This window comes from Pseudoalteromonas sp. P1-7a, assembly GCF_001401855.1.
GTDB lineage: Bacteria > Pseudomonadota > Gammaproteobacteria > Enterobacterales > Alteromonadaceae > Pseudoalteromonas.
Genome location: NZ_LKDU01000014.1, coordinates 17,583 through 38,543, shown reverse-complemented (window position 1 = coordinate 38,543; position 20,961 = coordinate 17,583). Strand labels below are relative to the sequence as shown.

At 41.5% G+C, this 20,961-nt stretch carries 18 protein-coding genes and 1 pseudogene; 3 read left to right on the top strand and 16 right to left on the bottom strand.

The genetic code is table 11. The features are described from left to right. Positions 1-8: 8 nt before the first annotated feature. The 8 genes from fliJ to AN389_RS10575 form a co-directional block, all read right to left on the bottom strand. The gene (gene fliJ / locus AN389_RS10610; RefSeq protein ID WP_055019771.1) at positions 9-455 is read right to left on the bottom strand and encodes a flagellar export protein FliJ; all 447 of its coding nucleotides are present in this window, start codon (positions 453-455) and stop codon (positions 9-11) included. Then, positions 455-1,789 carry a flagellar protein export ATPase FliI gene (gene fliI, locus AN389_RS10605; protein ID WP_054982998.1) on the bottom strand — a complete coding sequence of 445 codons (1,335 nt, stop codon included), beginning with the start codon at positions 1,787-1,789 and terminating at the stop codon, positions 455-457. The genes fliJ and fliI overlap by 1 nt, the downstream gene beginning before the upstream one ends. A gap of 18 nt (positions 1,790-1,807) precedes the next feature. Further along, entirely contained in the window at positions 1,808-2,617 is an 810-nt protein-coding gene (gene fliH / locus AN389_RS10600) for a flagellar assembly protein FliH (RefSeq protein WP_055019770.1), read from the bottom strand. A gap of 3 nt (positions 2,618-2,620) precedes the next feature. Next, positions 2,621-3,661 carry a flagellar motor switch protein FliG gene (gene fliG / locus AN389_RS10595; protein ID WP_004588291.1) on the bottom strand — a complete coding sequence of 347 codons (1,041 nt, stop codon included), beginning with the start codon at positions 3,659-3,661 and terminating at the stop codon, positions 2,621-2,623. Then, the gene (gene fliF, locus AN389_RS10590) at positions 3,654-5,369 is read right to left on the bottom strand and encodes a flagellar basal-body MS-ring/collar protein FliF (RefSeq protein ID WP_055015919.1); all 1,716 of its coding nucleotides are present in this window, start codon (positions 5,367-5,369) and stop codon (positions 3,654-3,656) included. Before fliF ends, fliG begins: the two co-directional genes overlap by 8 nt. A gap of 20 nt (positions 5,370-5,389) precedes the next feature. Next, positions 5,390-5,722 (bottom strand): flagellar hook-basal body complex protein FliE, encoded by a 333-nt coding sequence (gene fliE, locus AN389_RS10585; RefSeq protein WP_004588289.1) that lies wholly within the window; start codon positions 5,720-5,722, stop codon positions 5,390-5,392. Positions 5,723-5,895: 173 nt separating this feature from the next. Then, positions 5,896-7,320 carry a sigma-54 dependent transcriptional regulator gene (locus tag AN389_RS10580; protein WP_055019769.1) on the bottom strand — a complete coding sequence of 475 codons (1,425 nt, stop codon included), beginning with the start codon at positions 7,318-7,320 and terminating at the stop codon, positions 5,896-5,898. After that, positions 7,317-8,429 (bottom strand): PAS domain-containing sensor histidine kinase, encoded by a 1,113-nt coding sequence (locus tag AN389_RS10575; RefSeq protein WP_055019768.1) that lies wholly within the window; start codon positions 8,427-8,429, stop codon positions 7,317-7,319. Before AN389_RS10575 ends, AN389_RS10580 begins: the two co-directional genes overlap by 4 nt. Before the next feature lie 132 nt (positions 8,430-8,561). Here AN389_RS10575 and AN389_RS10570 point away from each other — a divergent pair, with 132 nt between their 5' ends. Continuing rightward, positions 8,562-9,152: a DNA-3-methyladenine glycosylase I gene (locus tag AN389_RS10570; protein WP_055019767.1), complete on the top strand. Its 591-nt coding sequence runs from the start codon at positions 8,562-8,564 to the stop codon at positions 9,150-9,152. A 293-nt stretch (positions 9,153-9,445) separates the two neighbouring features. Here AN389_RS10570 and AN389_RS10565 read toward each other — a convergent pair whose 3' ends face one another. Continuing rightward, positions 9,446-10,882 (bottom strand): sigma-54-dependent Fis family transcriptional regulator, encoded by a 1,437-nt coding sequence (locus AN389_RS10565; protein WP_055015915.1) that lies wholly within the window; start codon positions 10,880-10,882, stop codon positions 9,446-9,448. Positions 10,883-11,237: 355 nt separating this feature from the next. On the opposite strand from AN389_RS10565, the gene fliS reads away from it, so the two are divergent. Together fliS and AN389_RS10555 are read left to right on the top strand one after the other, a co-directional pair. Beyond that, positions 11,238-11,639 (top strand): flagellar export chaperone FliS, encoded by a 402-nt coding sequence (fliS, locus tag AN389_RS10560; protein ID WP_055015914.1) that lies wholly within the window; start codon positions 11,238-11,240, stop codon positions 11,637-11,639. Between the two features lie 4 nt (positions 11,640-11,643). After that, the gene (locus AN389_RS10555; protein ID WP_055018056.1) at positions 11,644-11,940 is read left to right on the top strand and encodes a hypothetical protein; all 297 of its coding nucleotides are present in this window, start codon (positions 11,644-11,646) and stop codon (positions 11,938-11,940) included. A 106-nt stretch (positions 11,941-12,046) separates the two neighbouring features. Here the strand turns inward: AN389_RS10555 and fliD are convergent, their stop codons facing one another. The 7 genes and pseudogenes from fliD to flgK form a co-directional block, all read right to left on the bottom strand. Beyond that, on the bottom strand, positions 12,047-13,453 hold the full coding sequence (gene fliD / locus AN389_RS10550) for a flagellar filament capping protein FliD (RefSeq protein ID WP_055019766.1): 1,407 nt from the start codon (positions 13,451-13,453) through the stop codon (positions 12,047-12,049). 56 nt (positions 13,454-13,509) lie between these two features. Further along, positions 13,510-13,944 carry a flagellar protein FlaG gene (locus AN389_RS10545; protein ID WP_055018054.1) on the bottom strand — a complete coding sequence of 145 codons (435 nt, stop codon included), beginning with the start codon at positions 13,942-13,944 and terminating at the stop codon, positions 13,510-13,512. 165 nt (positions 13,945-14,109) lie between these two features. Then, positions 14,110-14,691 (bottom strand): flagellin, encoded by a 582-nt coding sequence (locus tag AN389_RS20820; protein WP_408003055.1) that lies wholly within the window; start codon positions 14,689-14,691, stop codon positions 14,110-14,112. Continuing rightward, positions 14,671-15,591 (bottom strand): annotated as a pseudogene (locus tag AN389_RS20815) (flagellin hook IN motif-containing protein); the annotation flags it as partial. The gene AN389_RS20820 and the pseudogene AN389_RS20815, both read right to left, overlap by 21 nt. A 310-nt stretch (positions 15,592-15,901) precedes the next feature. After that, on the bottom strand, positions 15,902-17,407 hold the full coding sequence (locus AN389_RS10535; protein ID WP_055018052.1) for a flagellin: 1,506 nt from the start codon (positions 17,405-17,407) through the stop codon (positions 15,902-15,904). Between the two features lie 275 nt (positions 17,408-17,682). Then, on the bottom strand, positions 17,683-18,951 hold the full coding sequence (flgL, locus tag AN389_RS10530; protein WP_055016793.1) for a flagellar hook-associated protein FlgL: 1,269 nt from the start codon (positions 18,949-18,951) through the stop codon (positions 17,683-17,685). 2 nt (positions 18,952-18,953) lie between these two features. Further along, on the bottom strand, positions 18,954-20,960 hold the full coding sequence (flgK, locus tag AN389_RS10525) for a flagellar hook-associated protein FlgK (RefSeq protein WP_055016792.1): 2,007 nt from the start codon (positions 20,958-20,960) through the stop codon (positions 18,954-18,956). Position 20,961: the final 1 nt, after the last annotated feature.

Below are 20,961 nucleotides of genomic sequence, written 5' to 3'. Positions count from 1 at the left end.
CGCCAGAGTTATAAACTTCTACGGCGCTGAAAAAATTGATTAGCAGAAAACTCGTCCAGCATTTTTTGCTCACTTTTTGCCATTAACGCCGCCGCTTTTAGGTTTTGTTTTTCAATTAGTTTTGCCACGGCTTTTGCTTTTACCTGCTGCTTTAACCACAAAGCTTTACGCTGTGATACAACTTGCTTAGCAGTATTTACCGTACTGGCTTGCTGGCGAATTGCATCTTCAATTTTTGCTATAAAGGCATGGTACTGGCCAAAGCCCGCGCTTGATAAACCGGACTTTCCTTTCACATGTAATTGCTGAGAGTATTCTAATCTAAAGTTGTTTAACCCTTGCAGCTTTTGTTGGTTAGCTTGTAAATTTTGATTGGCTTGTAAGTAGCTCATGCGCAGGTTTTCTTCTTTGTCGTTTTCGAGCTTAAGCAGTAAATCGAGCTTGTTTTTTGCCATTATGCTTGTCCTAGTAATTGAGCTAGGCCGTGTAAACCATCGTCATAGCTTATTACATCACGCATACCTTGCTGTAAAAATGCATTAACGCGCGGCATCATATTAATAGCTTGGTCAAGCATTTGATCAGCCCCTTTTTGATACGCACCTAAGGTGATCATATCTTTATTTTGCTGATACATTGAATACACTTGTTTTAATACGCGGGCCTGCTGCATGTGCGGCTCAGATACCACTTGCGGCATAACACGAGAAATTGATTTTTCGATGTCTATTGCAGGATAGTGACCGCTATCGGCTAAGTCACGCGAAAGTACAATATGCCCATCTAAAATAGCACGTGCTGCATCGGCTATAGGGTCTTGCATATCATCGCCTTCACTGAGCACAGTAAAAAACGCAGTGATAGACCCTTGCCCTTCGCCGCCATTTCCCGCTCGTTCCACCAGCGCCGGTAATTTGGCAAATACAGAAGGCGGATAGCCTTTTGTAGCAGGGGGCTCGCCCACCGCAAGCGCTATTTCACGTTGCGCCATGGCGTACCGGGTTACAGAATCAAGCAGTAACAATACATTTAAGCCTTGATCACGAAAATACTCAGCAATGGTGACTGCACTTTCACAACCTTTTAAGCGCATAAGAGGCGATGCATCAGCAGGAGCGGCTACCACAACAGAGCGTTTGCGCCCTTCTACACCTAATATTTCTTCAATAAACTCTTTTACCTCACGGCCACGCTCTCCCACTAGGCCAACCACAATAACATCGGCTTCACTGCCACGGGTCATCATACCTAAGAGTACTGACTTACCTACACCAGAGCCTGCAAATAATCCCATACGCTGGCCTTGCCCTACAGTAATCACTGAGTTTATTGCCCGTACACCTACATCCATAGGTTGGCTAATTGGTCTTCTCGCGAGGGGGTTTATAGGGTTTTGTGCAAACTTTAAATAGTGCTCTGCGTTAATTTTTCCCAGTCCGTCAAGCGGGCGGCCTAAGCCATCCACTACACGGCCCAGTAAGCTCATACCAACGGGTAAACCTGTATCATTTACTTGTGGAATAACACGTGCACCAGGTAACACACCGGAAATGTGGTCATTAGGCATTAAATATAGAGTTTGCTCACTAAAGCCTACCACCTCGGCATCCACAAAGCCCGACATAGTTTCTATTTTGCATTGGCTGCCTACAGGCGCACGTAGCCCTTTCGCTTCAAGGGTTAAACCGACTACTCGGGTTAAAATACCCGCTACAGCAGGTTTAAACGCTGCAATATGTTGTTGGTATTGATTTAAGCGTTCGCTTAGAGGTGCACGTTGAGCTGCCATAACACGCCACAAAAAAGATTAGATACCGCTATTATGCAAAAAGCTATCCAACGTTTCTTTGACGCGGGTTTTTAGGGTCATATCTAAAGATGATTGTGACGTTTTTACTTCGCAACCGCCGCGCTCAAGGGTTGGCTCTGCAATGAGCTGCCAATTATTCTCTGCTATGGTTTGTTCACCGTAGCTTTGCTTTACCAGCTCTAAATCGTCCGGATTTAAATGCACGCGAACTTTTTCTTGTTCAGTATTGAGTGCATCTATGCTTTTTTTAAGTGTATGTAATATAACATCGGGCGATGTTTTTATTTCTTGATAGGTTATAGCTTCAGCCAACAGAACCGCTAATTGCACTAAGTGCTTTTCTGCCACTTCGTCCACTTTATCAAGCGGAGCGCTGAGGTTATCGATAATACTACGCAAGCTGGTTAACTGCTCTTCTATTAAGGGCTTAACATCTTCTTGGCCTTGTGTTTTACCAAGCTCTACCCCTTCTTTGTAACCTGCTTCTTTACCTTCACCAACGCCTTTTTCAAAGCCATCTATATAGCCTTGTTCGTGCCCTTGCTTTAAGCCTTCCTCATAAGCATCTTGCCTAATGCGCTCAAGCTCCGCCATAGTTAGCGAAGGCAGCTCAGGCTCCTGCGGCTGAGTGTCTTCTACTGCTTCTTCTTCAACTTCTTTTTTATACAAATCAGAAAGCGGTGTACCAAAAGCCGTTGAACGATTGCCAAAACTGCGTTCATCAGGCGCGACATCAGGTATTGGCCAGTTTTTTAAAAGCTCATCAGCTTCATCTGCATGCAAAGGACGGCCTTTTAATTTAGACATAGCTTACAGGAACTCCTCGCCGCCACCGCCGCCTAATTGAATCTCACCCGAGTCAGATAAACGCCTTGCTGTTGAAAGCACTTCTTTTTGGGCCGCTTCTACTTCACTTATTCTAACTGGTGCCATGGCTTCTAAGTCATCGGCAAGCATTTCGGCAGCACGTTTAGACATATTACCCAAAATTTTATCTTTAAGCGCTTCGTCAGTGCCTTTAATTGCTTTCATGAGTACGTCTTGCTGTACTTCACGTAGTATGGCTTGAATACCGCGGTCATCCACATCCATAAGGTTTTCGAATACAAACATAAGATCTTGAATTTGCTGAGACATTTCTTCATCGTGTTCACGAATAGAGTCCATCAACTGCCCTTCAACATTTGTATCTAGGTAGTTCATAATATCTGCCGCAGCTTTTAAGCCACCCATTTTAGCGGCTTGTGCACCTGCTTGGCCGGCAAATTGTTTTTCCATAATCTCGTTAAGTTCTTGTAAGGCTGCAGGTTGCACTTCTTCAAGGTTTGCAATACGCATGGTTAAATCTAGGCGCACTTTTTCAGGAAATTGCGCTAGGATTTCTGCCGATTGCTCTGGCTCTAAATACGATAAAACAATGGTTTGAATTTGCGGGTGTTCATTACGAATAATATTAGCAACTTGCTTTGAGTCCATCCATTTAAGTGAATCTAACCCTTTAGCCCCCGAGCCCATTACAATTTGGTCTATTAAACTAGCTGCTTTATCTTCACCTAATGCGGCGGTAAGCGCCTTTTTAATAAAATCTTCTGACTGGAAGCCAATAGTACTAAAGCTTTGTATTTGCTCTATAAATAAATTATGAACTGCGCTAATTTTAGATTGCGATAAGTCATCTAACGCAGCCATAGCCATACCTACCTTTTGCACTTGCTTAGGCTCTAAGTGCTTTAGGATTTGCGCTGCGTCTTCTTCAGATAAGCTCAATAAAAGAATCGCGGCTTTATCTACGCCATCTAACTTGTCAACATCAAATGCTGGCGGGAGTTGTTTTTGTTCTTGATCAGTCATCTTCTGTTAACCACGCTTTCACTACTTGTGATGAGAGTTCCGGTTCGTTCGCTACAAGTGCTCTTACCGCTTTAAGCAAATCTTCGTCGCCATGTAAGTCTGGCAGCTGCAGTGTACCATCACTTGAGAAACCAACAGCAGCAGAATCAAAGTCTTTATTTAGCATATCTAGCGTGCTATCGCCAATATCAACCCCTGAGCTTAATGCATCTTCGTCGTACTCTTCAAGCGTATCATCTGGGTAGATCAAGCGCTTAAGCATAGGCTTAACAACCGCCATAATTAATACAATAATAACTAAGGCGCCAAGCACAAGGCGGATGATTTTCATAAACCAATCTTGTTCCCACAGCGGTACTTCTAAGTCTAAATCAACTGCTTCACGCACAAATGGTACGGTTACCACTTCTAATGCATCGCCACGTTGCATATCAAAACCCACCCCACCTTGTAATAGGCGACGTATATTTGACAAAGCTTCTACTGAGCGCGGTGCCATGGTTGTTTCGCCGTTTTCACCTACTTTGGGCACATAATCAACAGCTACCGATACGCTAATTCTGCGAATAACCCCTGTTTGTTGACGCTTATGCGAAATGGTGGTGTCTAGCTCAAAATTACGCGTAGCCTCTTTATGCACACGGCTTGGATTGGTTGCCGTACCCGCATTACCTTGGCCTGCCACTTCTGGAATAGTTGAATTCATAGGGGGCTGATTAGTCAGTGCCCCAGGAATACCTACTGCTAAGCCACCTATGTTGTTTTCTTCAAATGTGGTTTCGCTTCTGACTGCTGGTAAATCTGGGTTGTAGCGTTTTTGTGTTTCCTCTACTGAGCTAAAGTCCATATTTAAATCAACTTGCGCCGTGTAGTTACCCAAGCCAACCACAGGAATAAGAATACTGTCTATTTTTTCTAAATACTCTTGCTCACGCTTTCTTTCAATGTCGTACTCTTTACGAGAGCGTGCTGCCAATGAGTCTTGTGAGCCAGAATTAAGTAGACGGCCGTTTTGATCTGTTACTGTCACACGTGCTGGCTCGAGACCTTGTACTGCAGAGGCAATCATATCAACGACTGAATCAATCTCTTCACCATCAAGCGTACGGCCACGTTTAAGAGTCAATACCACTGTGGCTGATGGCTTTTTCTCTCTGCGTGCGAATACGTTTTCTTTTGGGATGGCTAATAAAACTTTAGCGCGAGTAACGTTGTTTAATTCTTCTATGGTGCGGGCAAGTTGTTGCTCGCGGCCATGTTTTAAGCGCTCACGCTCGAGCCGTTGGCTCACACCAAAACCCATATCTTGCATTATGATATCGGTGCCTGAGGTAGGACCTTGCTCTAAGCCTTCACGCGCCATTAATAATTTAATGTTTTGATACTCGCTTTCATCAACCGAAATAACGTTGCCGTCTAGCTCGTAGTCAATTTTTTGTGCATCTAAAAAATCAAGTGTTTGGATCAGCTCTTCTGTAGGCATTTTGCCAAGCGGACGCATATCGGGTTGGCGCGCCCAAATAATCACAAATATGGCAATAGCTAAACAAATAGCCAGCGCAATAATTAGGGTGACTTGGCGAAGCACATCAACCCCATTTAAGGCGCTTAAGTAGCCCGACTTTTGTTCTTGTTGCTCGTTGTCTTCACTTTGGTCAATACCGCCGCCAGCAAGAGCAAGATCTGTTGATTGATTAGATTGCGCCACAATAATTCTCCACTACCTACTTAAACAGGCATGTTCATAATTTCTTGGTATGACTCAACAAGTTTATTTCTTACTTGTACTGTAGCCTCAAATGCCACTGATGATTTTTGCGAAGCAATCATTGCCTCAGCAAGCGATACACTTCTGTCACCCATTTCAACAGCCACGACTTTTTGTTTCGCATCTTGTTGTAGGCCATTAACCGTATTTAATGCATCGCTTAGTAAGTCACCAAATTGAGCCGATGACGTTGGCTGAGCTTGCGTGGGTAGCTTATTAATTTGATTTGTATGGCCTGCTTCTAAGGCCATTGATTGCATTTCTTGGAATAACGCGCTGTTTTGAATTTTCATAATTTTCTCTGGCAAATGCAGTTAACGTTCATAAAGGGATTAAAGCACAAATCGTGCCATAAAAATAAACCTTTAATAACATACAGTTAACTATTATTTTTAAGAGTCAGAGATTTGACAACCCTAAACTAAGCGTGGTTAGTTTAGGGTTATGTACAGAAGGGAGAGTTAGTTTATGCGGGTAGTGAAATACCTAAATCGCGCATTTGTGCGAGTTTATAACGTAAAGTACGCGGGCTGATGCCAAGTGTTTGTGCAACATCTTTACGTTTGCCTTGGCAACGGGCGAGGGTTTCTAAAATTATTTTATGCTCTTTATCTTTTAGCTCATCTTTATAGCTGCCAGTATCTACGCTCGGCAGTGAGCTACTCGCCTCTACAGGCGTTATTTTGTCATCATAATATGCGTCACTGGGAGTACTCTCTTGCTCAGGCGCTATAACCTGAGTAGGCGCAGTGGTGCTTGACGCTTGCATTAAATTTTCAATAAAAATAGCCTGCTCGCCAATTACACTGCCCGTTCGCAAAATAAGCGCACGTTGAATTACATTATCAAGTTCGCGCACATTACCTGGCCAGGTATGGCTCAATAGTTTTTGCTCGGCATCGCTATCAAGCGTTGCTAACGGCTCTTTATTTTTAACTAAATGGCGCTCTATTAAATGCTTAGCCAATACAATTATATCGCCTGGGCGCTCACTAAGTGGTCGCCACATTAATGGGAATACATTTAAGCGATAATATAAGTCTTCTCTAAACTTATTATCTGCAACAGCTTCTTTAAGATCGCGGTTACTGGTTGCGAGCACTCTCACATCGAGTGAAATTGTTTTGCGCGCACCTAAACGCTCAACTTCACGCTCTTGTAATACTCTTAATAGTTTAGCTTGCAGCCCTAAGTCCATTTCTGTTATTTCATCAAGCAATATAGTACCACCTTGGGCTTGCTCAAATTTACCTGGGCACGCTTGTATTGCACCAGTAAAGGCGCCTTTTTCATAGCCAAACAAGGTGGCCTCAAGCATATTTTCGGGAATAGCCGCGCAATTAATTGCCACAAAAGGCGCATCGCATCGGTTTGATTTATCGTGAATATATCGCGCTAATACCTCTTTACCTGAGCCACTAGGGCCAAGCACCATTACACTTGCATCTGAGCGAGCCACTTTACTTGCAAGCTCTAATAGTTGAATACTGCTGGGGTCGGCTACAATTGGGCCATCAGTGTCTTTTGGTTTTTCGGGTAAATAGCGGCTAACCATATTTAAAAGCACCTCAGGGGCAAATGGTTTAGCCATATAATCAATTGCACCTAAGCGCATTGCCTCTACGGCATCATCAATCGTTGCGTAAGCTGTCATCATTAATACGGGGAGTTCTGGGTAGTTAAGCTTAATGCTCCTGAGCAAATCTAGGCCGCTCATCGCGCCCATTTGCACATCACTTACAACCAATGAAAACTCAGATTTCTTTAATTGGATCATGGCTTGCTCAGCACTTTGCGCTGCAACGCAGGCAATACCTGACATTTCTAACGTGTCTATGAGTGCTTCTCTTAAGCCTGCATCATCTTCAACTACCAGTATTGTATTGCTCATGCTGTTTTCTCCTGCGTTGAGGCCGTGCATATGGGCAGCAATAAACTAAAACATGCACCACCATTGGCATTATTAACCACTTCAACACGTCCTTGATGCGCATTTGCCACAGAACTTACAACAGCAAGCCCAAGCCCTGTACCTTGGCTTTTAGTGGTATAAAACGGTTCAAAAATTTTCTCTATTTGGCTCAGCTCTACCCCAGGGCCGTTATCGCATACGCTAATACGTACGGTGTCAGGTTCGCTACTATCTCGCTGTGCTTTTAAGGTCACTTTTGCCTGGCTGCCAATAATTTGAATACTATTGTGAATAAGATTTTGAATAGCGCTGGCCAGCGCAGTTTTATTACCGGTGATTTCTATATCTGGCTCTGGTAACTCAACAGCAAGTTCGCTGTTATTTAAAGCCACCATTGCATCAGCACCTAGTTTTACTTCGTTTAAAAGCTGCTGCATAGACACTTGCTCAACCACTTGCTGCTCACCACTTTTAGCAAAAAGCAGCATATCGTTAACTTGGGTTTCTAAATCTTTTAAACGCGACATAAGCTTGGTTTGAAAGTTATCACGCGATGACTCAGGCAGCTTTTTTGAGCCTAAATTTGCAGCATATAACATAGCTGCAGAAAGCGGTGTACGCACTTGGTGCGCAAGCGATGCCACCATTTTACCAAGCGCACTCAAACGTTGCATATGTGCAACACGCTTTTGCAAACGACGGGTTTCTGTTAAATCGGTCATTAATATAAGCTGGCCAGGCTCTGGCGCAAGTGCAGTAATATCAAGTTTTATAAGTCGGCCATCTTTGAGCGACACTTCATGTCCATCATCTTGGTGGGGACGAAAAGAGCGTTGAATAATGTTAAACCATTTCTCTCCTTCGAGCGGCTCGCCTAACATATCAATCGCGATTTGATTGGCTTTTGCAATAAGGCCTTTGCCATCAAGTACAACAACACCTGCTGGCATGGTATCAACTAAGTGCGACAGCCAACTTGCTTGTTGTCTTAAATCACTTAATTCACCAATGTACTCTTCTTGAAGTAAACATGGGTTATACTGATTTGCAGTAATAAACTGTGGTTTAAGTACACTCGCAAGGGCCATAATCAAATCTCTTAATGATGTAGATACAGGGCTTAATGCAGAATTTATACCAAAATTATTTTATATATTTTTCATTTAGTTAGCTTACAATAACGCGTAACAAAAAAATGACGCACAAAAAAAGGAATAATAATGAGTGAGCAAAATAAATGCCGTTGTGCGTGGCTCGACACCACAAAACCAGACTATGTGAAATACCATGATGAAGAATGGGGGGTGCCCCTTTATGACGACACACTATTATTTGAATTTATTACGCTAGAATCAGCACAAGCGGGACTCAGTTGGTACACTATTTTAAAAAAGCGTGCAGGGTATAAAAAAGCATTTGCCAACTTTGATGTGCAAAAAGTGGCTAACCTTACAGCCGGTGATATAGAGCGGTTAATGCAAGATAAGAACATAGTACGTAACCGATTAAAAATAGCTGCCACGATTAATAATGCTCAACGGTTTATCGAAATTCAAAAAGAGTTTGGCAGCTTTAGTCATTATCAATGGCGATTTGTGGGCAATAAACCAATTATTAATAATGTAAATAGTGATGAAGACGCTCCTGCAATGAGCGAAGAATCAAAAGCATTTGCAAAAGATTTAAAAAAACGAGGCTTCAAGTTTTTAGGGCCTACAACGGTGTACGCACATATGCAGGCCTGTGGCATGGTAAACGATCATAGTAATGATTGTTTTAGAAAAGAAGAAATTATAAAGGCTTTTGGTTAATAAGTGATTTATTACCATAAAAGTGATCTGTTCACAAAGAGGATAAGAGACGCTTCGCTTTAGAGCAGTAACGTGTAAGCTAACTGTGGTTTCTCATTTAACCTCGTTTTTTTGGGTCTAAGTAATTAAAAGCTGCGCTTTTTACGCGAGCAAGCTCAGCGTCTACCGTCAAAGTTTAAGTTTGCGTTTATCTTATAGACGCCAAGCTTGCTTGCGTGACGGGCAAAGCCCGTAAATTAATTCCTCAAAAATGAGTAATAAATAACGAAAAACCTATCAGCATTTGCATACTACTAATCTCGTGACAGATTGTACTTTTTCATTTTTTCGACAAGTGTTGTACGCCTTACACCTAGTATTTCTGCAGCGCGCGCAACAACGTAATCAAAACGCTCTAACGCTTGGGTAATTAAGCTTATTTCAAGCTCGGCTAAATACTCTTTAAGTTCAATGCCCTCTTCGGGTAATACGCCAGATCCCTGTTGGCTAAATTCAGGCTCTGGTTCATTATCATAATCGCTAAAACCTGAGCTAAAAATATCGTTAAAGGCATCTTTTTCAAGTAGCTCTTCAGGGTATTCAGGCTCGTAGGCATCTACCTCGATGTAGCGGTATTTATTAGGTAAATCGGGTACATCCACTACTTTTTCAGGGAACATAATCACCATGCGTTCCACTAAATTAGCAAGCTCACGGATATTACCAGGCCAAGCATGTTCTTTGAGACTCTCAACTGCGCGCTCTGTAAATTTAGCCGACGTACCACTTTGCTCATTAACACGGCGCATTAGCTCTTTAAGTAATAAAGGTATGTCGTCAGCACGCTCATTAAGTGACGGGTTTTCAATAGGAAACACGTTTAAACGGTAATATAAATCTTCCCTAAAGCTGCCCTTTTCAATCATTTCCTCAAGGTTGCGGTGGGTAGCGGCAATAACACGTACATCTGCTTGAATCGCTTTTGTGCCACCTACACGCTCGTAGCTACGCTCTTGTAATACGCGAAGTAGCTTAACTTGCATTTGCAGTGGCATGTCGCCAATTTCATCTAAAAACAGCGTACCGCCTTGCGCTAATTCAAACCGCCCTTTACGTGCAGAAATAGCGCCGGTAAACGCCCCTTTTTCATGGCCGAATAACTCACTTTCAAGAAGCTCTCCTGGAATGGCACCACAGTTTACTGGTACAAATGGCCCCGTATTGCGTTTAGATAATAAATGTACATTACGCGCAACCACCTCTTTACCCGTACCCGACTCGCCTAAAATAAGCACGTTTGCATCGGTTTTAGCCACTTGCTCTATCAAAAAGCGTACGTTTTTAACCGCGTCAGTTTCCCCTACTAAACCATCAAATGTTTTATGTGGCTTATGATGCTTGTGACTTCCAGGAAGCATACGTTGGTACTGTTGGCAGTCGTGTAATAACTGTGTGGTTACTTCGTGATTAAACGGCTCACAAATTAGTCCCACTACATTAGCAATGCTTAATAATGGCTTGAGTGTTTCACCAATGAGTAAAAAAGGCAGGGTTGGGTAGCGTTTAATTAAGCCTTCATGATCTAAGCTTTGTAATGCGCCTAAAATAACAATGCATTCTTGCTGTTGATACTTACTACATACTTCTTCAAAGTCATTTTCATCAAGCAACTGCACAGCTTCCCCAATAAAGGTAAGTGATGCATGTAATCCTATTGCACGGTTATTATTATTATCTAAAATCAAGATCATAGTTAGCGAGCCATAATTTCACTAATTCATTTTATTAGCTAAATTGTAAGCGAGATCTGTATGGATGCAAGTAATAGCGGCGGTTTTTTGACATAAACGCCAAAAAATAGACATCGCTATAAAACAATAATACTTAATAATTAAAACTTAAGTATTGTTTTGTTGTTTAATACTTAAAGCTAATGCCATGTCTTGTTTTTTCTTAGTGTATGAATCTACGTAGGTCAAAAATATAAACTATAATTAACTTAAGTTGAAAGCAACAATGCCGATAACTAAATAAATGCAATATGCTTGGCATTAATATTGCTTTTGTTACGTACAGACGATTTTACATATTTATTTAGGATTTTCCATGGCTCATGTTTCATTAAAAAAATATTCTCAAGTGCGCGCCAGCAACATCGCAGAAATGGCGCCCTATGAGCAAATTAACCTTATTTTTAGTAACATAATTGGCCGCTTGGCCGCTACTAAAGGGTTTATTGAGCGCAAAGAAATAGAAAAAAAAGGCGAAAACATCTCTGCCTGTATTTTACTCTTAGGTGCATTACAAGACGCGCTTAATTTAGAAGTGGAACAAGATCCGAGTATTTCAAATAATTTATTAGCACTTTATGACTACTGCCAAAGACGCCTTGTGCAAGCAAATGTTGACAATGATATTGAGATTATTTCTGAAGTAGCTGGCATTATTAAAGAAATTAAAGAAGGGTGGGATAGCATTCCTGTCGATCAGCGTAATCCTGCGGTATAAGCTAATGGCTTTAGAGGAAACAAGCAAAGCTGAGCATATTAATCAATTGCTCAGCAAAATCGAATTATTAGTGCAAAGCAATAACGCTGATGAAGCTCCCCCTATTATGGATACTTTAAATAGTGAGCTTAAGCGCTGGTGCGAAAGCGATAACCCGCCTACCGCCGAGCAACTTGTGGCTGTGCAAACCAATATCAACAACATTAGCAAGCAGGCAAATGCTGTAAAAAATGAATCATCTAAAGCCATAATTAAGCAAAAAAAAACAGGTAAAGCAATCTCGGCTTATAAATCGGTATAGCTACTTCTAGCAGTTTTAAAACTTACTAGGCATCTTAAAGGCAATATTTAGACATAAAAAAACCGTTTTTAAACGGTTTTTTTATGTTCATAATTGATATGGAAAATTAAGAATTATTACTCACCACACCAGGCATATTTTCAAGCTGCGCTTGCACGTAACTACTTGTCGAGTTTAAGCTCGCTACCAATAAATCCATGGCGTTGTATTGAGCGTATAGCCTGTCAGATAACGATTCCATTTTACTTGTCAGGCTTTCACGCTGTTCATCAATATCTTCTAATTGATTTGTTTTACTGTCGATACGGTTTTGGATAATGCCGTCAGAGTCAGTATAAAAACTCATTAACTCATCAAACGATTGGGCAAAGCCGCCTTCGTCTTCATCAGTGCCTACAAAAAACTGCTGCACTAAGTCGACATCTTCATCAATTTTTTCATTTAAAGTCTCGGTATTAAGCGTCAATACTCCATAACGATCGGCTTCAACACCTAATTGCGAAAGTGATAATGAGTTGCCATTACCTAAATCTACAGAGTCGGTAATCTGCTCTCGCAATTTAGACATTACACCGCGTAGTAACGAATCACCGGCCATTACACCAGCACCATCTTCGCTTGATGCCCCTAAGTTATTACTAAGTTCAAGTAATTCATTGTAACTAGAAATAAAATTGTTTAAGCCCGATTGGATATTGTTATTATTTTCGGTTACCGATATATCACTTAAATCATCGTCAGTACCCTGAGCTTTTTTAGCGGTGATTGTTATACCGTCTATAACATCAGTAAACGTATTTGAAGAACTACTAACTGTGAGGGAGCCATCGATAGTAATTGATGCATCGGTTGCAGCAATAATTTCAGAGGCGTTTTGAACACCAGCAGAATCAAATGCTAAACGAGACAATCCATTAGTGTCGGTGTTATTACCATCAATATCGGTTACCTCGACTTTAATCTCGTTCTCAAGTCCGCTATTTTTAGCTGCCAGCACTAAATGCTGACCGGTATCATCCGTTATTATTGTTGCGTTTATGCTGTCGTTATCGCTGCTATCGTTAATTGCATCTCTTATTTCACTTAAGGTAGCGGTATCTGATACTTCAATATCAAAGCTATTCTCGCCGGAGCTGAATGTCATAGTACCTTCACCCACTGCAGCGTCAGCATCGAATGCTTCTGATAGTATTTTATGCTCTGTAGCAAGGTTATTAACCTTTACAGAATAGCCACCTGGCTGGGCGTCTTCATCAGCACTGATAGAGATAAAATCATCATTGCCTGATGCACTACGTTTTTGATAGTTATCAGCGTCACCTAGCGCTTCCATTGCTGTTTGTACTTGCTGTAGCGCAGACTTTAAAGCACCTACAGCAGAAATATCAGTAGTTAGTGTACTTTCTTGAGTGTTTAAACGAGCCTCAGCTGGAGCCTGCTCAGCATTAACTAGCGCATCAACTATATCTGATACCGCTAAACCAGAGCCTAAACCATTAAACGAAATAGACATACTTCACCTCTTTAAACCCAAAAAACTTAACTAATAATATATCAACACTACGGCGATTATACTGTTTGGTCGATTAAAATACCTGCAGACTCAGATAGTTTAGACACTAAACTTAATACTTCTTCCGAAGGGTATTGCTTAATTACATCACCACTTGTTTTATCAAGTATCTTAATTACATCACGCCCAGAGTCTTCATCAACTTGAAATTGCAGAGTACGGTTCATCTCCCCCATAAACTCCTGCAATTGCTGCGCCACTTTTTCAAGCTGCTCACGTTCAAGCTGTTGGTTTTTCGGACTATTGTCCTCCGAGCTTTGTTGTGTATATTGTTTATTTAGCTGGTTTTGTGAGCCTTGTTCATCCATTTTATTTACGTCATCAACAGCGCGCTGAGTCAATGTTGATCCACTCTGCCCTACTTGTTTATCTTCACCAGTTAAAGATGTTGATGCTATCGTAACTTCTGCGTTTGAAGTAATGGTGTTCATAACGCCTCCTAGAGCTGCCGAACTTGTATAATTATTAGACTAACAATAGCTTAATTTATACCCTTAAACCACAAAAGGAGGTAGCTAAAGCCACCTCCTTGTTTTAAAACTAATACTGACTTTATGTACTAGCTAGCTATTCATTAAGCTATAACGTTTAACTTATTAACCTAATAAGCTAAGTGCTGTTTGTGGTAACTGATTTGCTTGAGATAAGATTGACGTACCTGCTTGTTGCAAGATTTGGTTTTTAGTCATCTCTGCTGTTTCAGTTGCAAAGTCTGTATCTTGAATACGGCTACGTGATGCAGATACGTTTTCTTCAATGTTAGCAAGGTTACTGATAGTGTGGTCAAAACGATTTTGAACCGCACCTAAACCAGCTCGTTGAGCATCGATGTTAGCAATTGCGTTATCGATAATTGCTAGTGCATCTTGTGAATCTTTTTGTGATAAAATATCAATTGAATCAACATCAACTAGTTTACTTGTAGTTTCTGCAGCTGGAGCATAAGACGCATCACCTGGTGTTACAGTAAATACTTCAGATGAATTCACTTGAACACCGCCAGTAATTCGCGTAGCACCAGTTGCATCAGTCAAGTTTGTTGCTATTCCATCAGTACCATCATAACCTTGAGGTGTCACTGCAATGTCAACAGTTGGAGTACCTGCAGTATCTGTAACATTCTCAATAGTAATGTCATCACCATCGTTGTTTGAAATAGACAGCACACCGTTATCGATAGAAGCTGAAACACCGTGTTCGTCTGTTTTAGCATTTATTGCCTCAGCCAAAGCTTGATTATCACCATCAGCATTACCCGTTGCTACAAAAGAAAGTTTTTCTCCGTTTAAATCTAAACTTACTGTTTCATCAGCCGCAGCAGCTACAGCAAAACTTAAATTAGCTTCTGTTCTTGCTTGCGCTGTAACACCTGTTGTACTTGTCGCACTATTGATTGCCGCAGCCGCTTCTTTTGCGGTTGCGCCAGCTGCAATATTTACTGTTGAATCTTCACGGCCAGAAATAGCAATTGTACTACCTGCTACAGCACTAGTTGCTGGTAGCGTTGCAGCTGCTGTAGTCGCTTGACCAAAGCCTCCAGCTGCTGCTGATTGAAGGTTTATTTGGTTTGTGCCAATTTTATCAGCAGCAACACTTGAAAGTGAAACATTAATTGTTTCGTTAGAATTAGCACCAATTTGAAAAGACTTAGAACCAAAACTACCATCTAAAAGCTGTTGACCTCCGAATGATGTTGTTTCTGCAATACGTGTTAATTCAACTTGTAATGCAGACACTTCTTTTTGTAGTGCTTCACGGTCTTCTGAAGAGTTTGAGCCGTTAGCAGATTGTAGTGCTAGCTCACGCATACGTTGTAAAATACTTGTAGACTCGCTCATTGCACCTTCAGCGGTTTGTGCCATTGAGATACCATCGTTAGCGTTACGTTGTGCTACTGCTAAACCATTTACTTGCGATGTTAAACGGTTTGAAATTTGTAGACCTGCCGCATCATCTTTTGCGCTGTTAATGCGCATACCTGATGATAAACGCTCCATTGACGTTGCAAGGTCAGAGCCTGAAGTAGAAAGGTTACGCTGAGCGTTTAATGAAGATACATTTGTATTTACTGAAATCATAATAAAACTCCTGATTACTTTCGTAATGTGACTGTTTAGATTTAACCAAGAGCTGTCACAATTGTATGTTCAAGCTCTGTACTGGTTAAGTTAACGGCAGGAGAAAATTTATCTTTAGCGTTATTTTGATTTATTTTTAAAGTTATTAATAAAATAAACCTAAACAACTAATTTTAAAGGAAATAATAAATTCACCTTCCCCCTAAAAAAGTTTTTAATTCACGTACAGCGTGCTATTTTTGGACAAAAAACAAAAAAGCACACCTATCAAGGTGTGCTTTTTTATCAGTTTTATTAATAGCGTTTATTACTAACCACCTAACAAGCTAATCGCAGCCTGTGGTACTTGGTTTGCCTGCGAAAGGATTGATGTACCTGCCTGCTGCAGTATTTGGTTTTTAGTCATCTCTGCTGTTTCCGTTGCAAAATCGGTGTCTTGAATACGGCTACGCGATGCGGTTACATTTTCTTCAATGTTTGCAAGGTTGTTAATTGTAAAGCTAAAGCGGTTTTGTACCGCACCTAATCCCGCACGCTGCTCATCAATATTGGCAATGGCATTATCAATTATTGAAAGCGCATCTTGAGAGCCTTTTTGAGTAGTCACATCAATATCAGCTGCATTTTCAAGTTTACTGGTGGTCTCATTAGTAGTCGCAGCTAAAGATGTATCATCTGCAGTAGCAGTAAACACTTCTGCAGAATTAAGCTGAATACTTCCCATTACTCGTGTTGAGTCTGTACCAGTACCACTGGTAAGTGTTACTGCGGTATCTGGGTTACCATCATATGAAGCTGCGGTAACAGCTAAAGTAGCAGCAACCGGCGTACCTGTAGCATCCGTCGTTTCAAAATCTTCGATTACGACGTCTTCACCTTGATTATTAGAGATAGTTAGCACGCCATTTTCAATTACAGCTGTAACGCCGTGCTCATCTGTACGCGCATTTATCGCTTCAGCCATTGCTTGCTCATCGCTGTCTACATTAGCAGTGGCCACAAACGATACTTTTTCGCCATTTAGCTCAAAGCTTACTATTTCATCAGCAACGGTAGCTGCACCACCAATATCAAGAACAGCCTCAGTACGCGCTTGCGCAGTAACGCCGGTAGTCCCCGTCATTTGGTTAATTTTAGCTGCGGCATCTTTTGCTGTGGTACCTGCTTCAATATTAATTATTGAATCATCACGTCCTGAAATCGTATATGTACCCGCAGCGACTGAGTTTGCAGGTGCAGTAGCGCCAGCCGCTACGGCAGTACCAAAGCCTGTATTTGCAACACCTTGTAAATTTAATTGGTTTGAGCCAATTTTTTCAGCTGCAACGCTTGAAAGTGATACATTAATGGTTTCGTTAGCATTAGCGCCTACTTGGAAAGTTTTACTACCGTAACTACCATCTAGTAACTGTTGACCACCGAATGAGGTGGTTTCTGCAATACGGGTTAGCTCAACCTGAAGTGCTGATACTTCTTTTTGCAGTGCTTCTCTATCTTCTGCTGAGTTTGAACCATTAGCCGCTTGCAGCGCAAGTTCACGCATTCGCTGAAGTATGTTGGTCGACTCACTCATCGCACCTTCAGCGGTTTGCGCCATTGAAATACCATCATTGGCATTACGTTGAGCCACTGACAAACCATTTATTTGAGAGGTTAAGCGGTTTGAAATTTGTAAGCCCGCCGCATCATCTTTTGCGCTATTAATACGCATACCTGATGATAAACGCTCCATTGAAGTTGCTAGGCCTTCGCCAGATTTTGTTAAGTTACGTTGTGCGTTTAGTGACGACACATTAGTATTTACTGTTAATGCCATTTGACCATCTCCTAGGTTTAAACAGAGTGTGGTTCAACACGTTTTAACAGGAACCACTATTCGATAATTTCTTATCATTAGAAAAGCATTTACTGTGCCAACTTTAAAAAACATTTAAGCGGTTGTTTTTAAGTGGCTTTTTTAAAAGTGTTGGAGAGCTAACCAAGCGTTAAATGTTTAGGTATTAAAGTGACAAATTATTGCCACGCTAATGAGGGAGGTTTTTGCCGCTTTATGCTAACTAAAGCGGCAAGGTATTTCTGCTTATAATTTATTTACAAGTAATCAAATAATGAAAGGTTAGTTAAACGGCCAAATGTGGCTTGCGAGGCTTGCAGTGCGGTTTCTTGTTTAGTGAGGTCACTAATAGCTTCTGCCATATCTACTTCTACTAGATCAGAAAGGTTGCTTTTGTTTTGAATATCTTGCGCAAGGTTTGAGTCGCTTACACTTTCAACCGCATTCATACGCCCGCCTAAGCTCGCTTGCGTATACACGACTTGCTCACTTGCATTTTGAAGCTGTACTACACCATCAGCTAGCACTTGCTGAAAATCATTGTTATCCAGTGTGCCATCATTAAGCCCTGTAATGAGTGATTGTAATGTATTAAGCACATTTTCTTTGTGCGGCTTTTCGAGGGTAAAATCAAGCTGGCCTGGTGCTTCGCCTTCAAATTCGATTTTCATTCCAGCAAAATCGATTGGCTCATCCGTTATCTCGCCAACTTGTGCAGGGCTTAGCGACACACCGTCACGCAATATTTCATAAGTATCGGGGTCATTAGCGGTAGCGCCTGGCGTTATTATAACATTATACGTGTTCGCTGTTGCCGCAGCGGTTGGGTCAGCATTGTAATTATCTTGATGGAAACGGTCGAACTCTGTTTGACCATCTACATAAACCGTGCCCGCTGTAATATTATTTGCAGGGGTAGTTACCGGGATAGCAGCTTGATTATCTGTAACATCTAACCTTGCATCGCTTTTTTCAAATGTATCAAAACCGTTATCGCTTGATTTAATACTCACCCCTTCAGCAATGGTTATAACATGCTGGCCTTGATCCCCATTATAAGTGTACTCACCTGTTGTAGAGTCAAACTGATAGGGTTGAGTGCTGTCTTGGTAGCCTGAAAATATAAACTTACCGTCTTCTGAGCGGGTATTCATCAAATTGACGAGTGTTTTTTGTATTTCACTCAGCTCAGCCGCGATTGACTCTAAATCATCTTGAGTATAAACACCATTACCTGCTTGAATCGCTAGCTCTTGCGCTTGTTGGATATTGGTATTTATACTTTGTAAAATGGTTTCTTCAGTCTCAAGTCGGCCAGTTAATTGGTCAATATTTTTAGTATATTGCTCATTTGTTTGTATTTTATTTGAATACAGCATTCCTTGCGAGATAGCGGCAGGTGCTTCTGAGGTAGTTAAGTATTTTTTACCTGTTGTTACTTGCTCTTGTGCATTAGCAACACTTTGTTGGTTATCGAGTATTTTATTAATGTTGTTTTGATACATTAAGTTATTTGATAAACGCATAATTACCTCGCCGCACTTAATAAGGTATCAAAAACTTCTTGGGCAGCAGCCAATACTTGAGCTGATGCCGAATATGATTGTTGAAAACGTAGTAAATTGGCAGCTTCTTCATCAAGGTTTACACCCGAGAGCGATTCATACCAGGCTTCAGATTGCTGGGCTAATGCATCAAATGCACTGGCACTGGTAATGGCTTGACCAGTGACTACGCCAATATCACTCACTAACCCCGAATAGGCTTGATTAAATGTGTCGTGATTATCAGCTGCTGCTGTTGTCACTACATTTTTACGCACTAATTCGCCATTTTGTAAATCAGCGAGCTTTAAACCATTGCGGTTATCATCAAAGCCGCCTTCGTTAAATTCAAGGGTGAAAGTGTCTCCAGTGGCTGGCGTGCCTTCAATGTCAAAGTCAAAGCCATAGTTGCTATAAGGTGCACCAGCCTGAGCCAGTATACCCTCTGCCGGTGGCGTTATAGTAAAGGTTGTGGTGCCATTTGCATCTGTAATTTGGTATTCATTTGCAGCGCCCGTTTTAACAAGAGTGATATCACCATTGGCTAAACTAGGGGCGGTGGTAAAGCCACCCGATGTAACGCTTGTTACTTCTCCAGCTGAAATAGTGGCAGTGCCTACATTATCTATACTGTTAGCTGTACGAATAGGCGATGCCAGAGCTAAGTCTTCACCGCGGCTTGTCGCAAGGGAAATACTGTTTGCCGCTTCAGAGTTAAGTTTAATTTGAAACTGATCACCGGTATTACCTGTACCTGCTACATTAATTTGTAAACCAAACGACTCCCCACTTGTAATGTCGTCTGAGTCGATGACACCAGATGGCGGTATCGTTGCTAAAGAAGCGCTGCCTATCGGCTCCCCTTTATTATCAACGGGCTGAATGCTCACTTCATTTGCATTAGCGGTATAAGTAACAATAAAGTCGCTGGCAGGCAGTTCACTGCCCTTACCGGCCTCAAGCGTGGCAGTTAAACTGGCACCGCCGGTATTATCTTGGTATGCATAAGCGCCCACGGTAGGTATAGTAAAAATATCACCGCCTAGCTCACCGTTAGCATCCATACCCAATTTATTTTGCTCGTTGAACGCATCTGCAATTGCCAATCCCATTTGGCCAATCTGGTTTTGTGCAGGCACAAGTATGTCGTCTCTAAAAGCCAGCAAGCCGCCAATTTTGCCTTTTAATTTGCTTGCATCTATTTCTAGCGGCACGGCTTTGCCGCCATTAACATCAAGCGTCAATTCTTTAAAATTAGGATCGGGGTCGCCCGACAAAGAAAACAAGTTAAATGTACCGTTTTCCATAACTAAAGACTCACCGCTGCCCATAAATACGAGTTTTTCGCCATTAGGGCCATCGAGTGTTTCTATATCTACGAGCTCTGATAATTCACGAATAGCTAAGTCGCGCTGGTTATAAATAGAACTCGCGTCTGATGCGTTATTAGTACCATTTACGACTGCAATTTCTTGGTTTAACGTATTTATATTTTGGATGAGTGAGTTGGCTTCTTCAGAAAAAATCTCAAGCTGCTCATTCACTATACCTTGTTGCTCAAGCACAATACCTGAGAGCCTGTCCATTTGATCAACTAAACTTTGCGCATCGGTCATTACGAGTGAACGAGCAACTGATGAAGACGGCTGATTTAGCGCCTCTTGCACGTTATTAAATAATGAATTTATGCCGGTTGATAAGTTGTTAGACTCTTCCGAAAAAATAGTATCAACACGGTTGGCTTCTGTTACGAATTGATCAAAAAACGATTTATTTGACGTATCGCGGTTTAACTGCGACTGGGCAAATTCGTTCAATAACCGATATGTTTCGCCGCGCCCTACTTGGTTATCTACCATAGTGGTAAATTCAGTGCGCTCACGTACGTAGCCTTCGGTATTTACATTGGTGATGTTTTTACTGGTCGTTTGCAACAGTTCAGAGCTTGAACGCACCCCTGAACTGGCAATATTTAATAAACTAAACGACATA

Bases quoted from the DNA above. Each gene is read 5' to 3' on its own strand.
- AN389_RS10575 (WP_055019768.1), bottom strand. From the start codon at position 8,429: ATGGCCCTTGCGAGTGTACTTAAACCACAGTTTATTACTGCAAATCAG.
- fliE (WP_004588289.1), bottom strand. From the start codon at position 5,722: ATGAAAATTCAAAACAGCGCGTTATTCCAAGAAATGCAATCAATGGCC.
- fliI (WP_054982998.1), bottom strand. From the start codon at position 1,789: ATGGCAGCTCAACGTGCACCTCTAAGCGAACGCTTAAATCAATACCAA.
- fliG (WP_004588291.1), bottom strand. From the start codon at position 3,661: ATGACTGATCAAGAACAAAAACAACTCCCGCCAGCATTTGATGTTGAC.
- fliH (WP_055019770.1), bottom strand. From the start codon at position 2,617: ATGTCTAAATTAAAAGGCCGTCCTTTGCATGCAGATGAAGCTGATGAG.
- flgL (WP_055016793.1), bottom strand. From the start codon at position 18,951: ATGCGTTTATCAAATAACTTAATGTATCAAAACAACATTAATAAAATA.
- AN389_RS10535 (WP_055018052.1), bottom strand. From the start codon at position 17,407: ATGGCATTAACAGTAAATACTAATGTGTCGTCACTAAACGCACAACGT.
- AN389_RS10555 (WP_055018056.1), top strand. From the start codon at position 11,644: ATGGCTTTAGAGGAAACAAGCAAAGCTGAGCATATTAATCAATTGCTC.
- fliD (WP_055019766.1), bottom strand. From the start codon at position 13,453: ATGTCTATTTCGTTTAATGGTTTAGGCTCTGGTTTAGCGGTATCAGAT.
- fliS (WP_055015914.1), top strand. From the start codon at position 11,238: ATGGCTCATGTTTCATTAAAAAAATATTCTCAAGTGCGCGCCAGCAAC.
- AN389_RS10580 (WP_055019769.1), bottom strand. From the start codon at position 7,320: ATGAGCAATACAATACTGGTAGTTGAAGATGATGCAGGCTTAAGAGAA.
- flgK (WP_055016792.1), bottom strand. From the start codon at position 20,960: ATGTCGTTTAGTTTATTAAATATTGCCAGTTCAGGGGTGCGTTCAAGC.
- fliJ (WP_055019771.1), bottom strand. From the start codon at position 455: ATGGCAAAAAACAAGCTCGATTTACTGCTTAAGCTCGAAAACGACAAA.
- AN389_RS10565 (WP_055015915.1), bottom strand. From the start codon at position 10,882: ATGATCTTGATTTTAGATAATAATAATAACCGTGCAATAGGATTACAT.
- AN389_RS10545 (WP_055018054.1), bottom strand. From the start codon at position 13,944: ATGAACACCATTACTTCAAACGCAGAAGTTACGATAGCATCAACATCT.
- AN389_RS10570 (WP_055019767.1), top strand. From the start codon at position 8,562: ATGAGTGAGCAAAATAAATGCCGTTGTGCGTGGCTCGACACCACAAAA.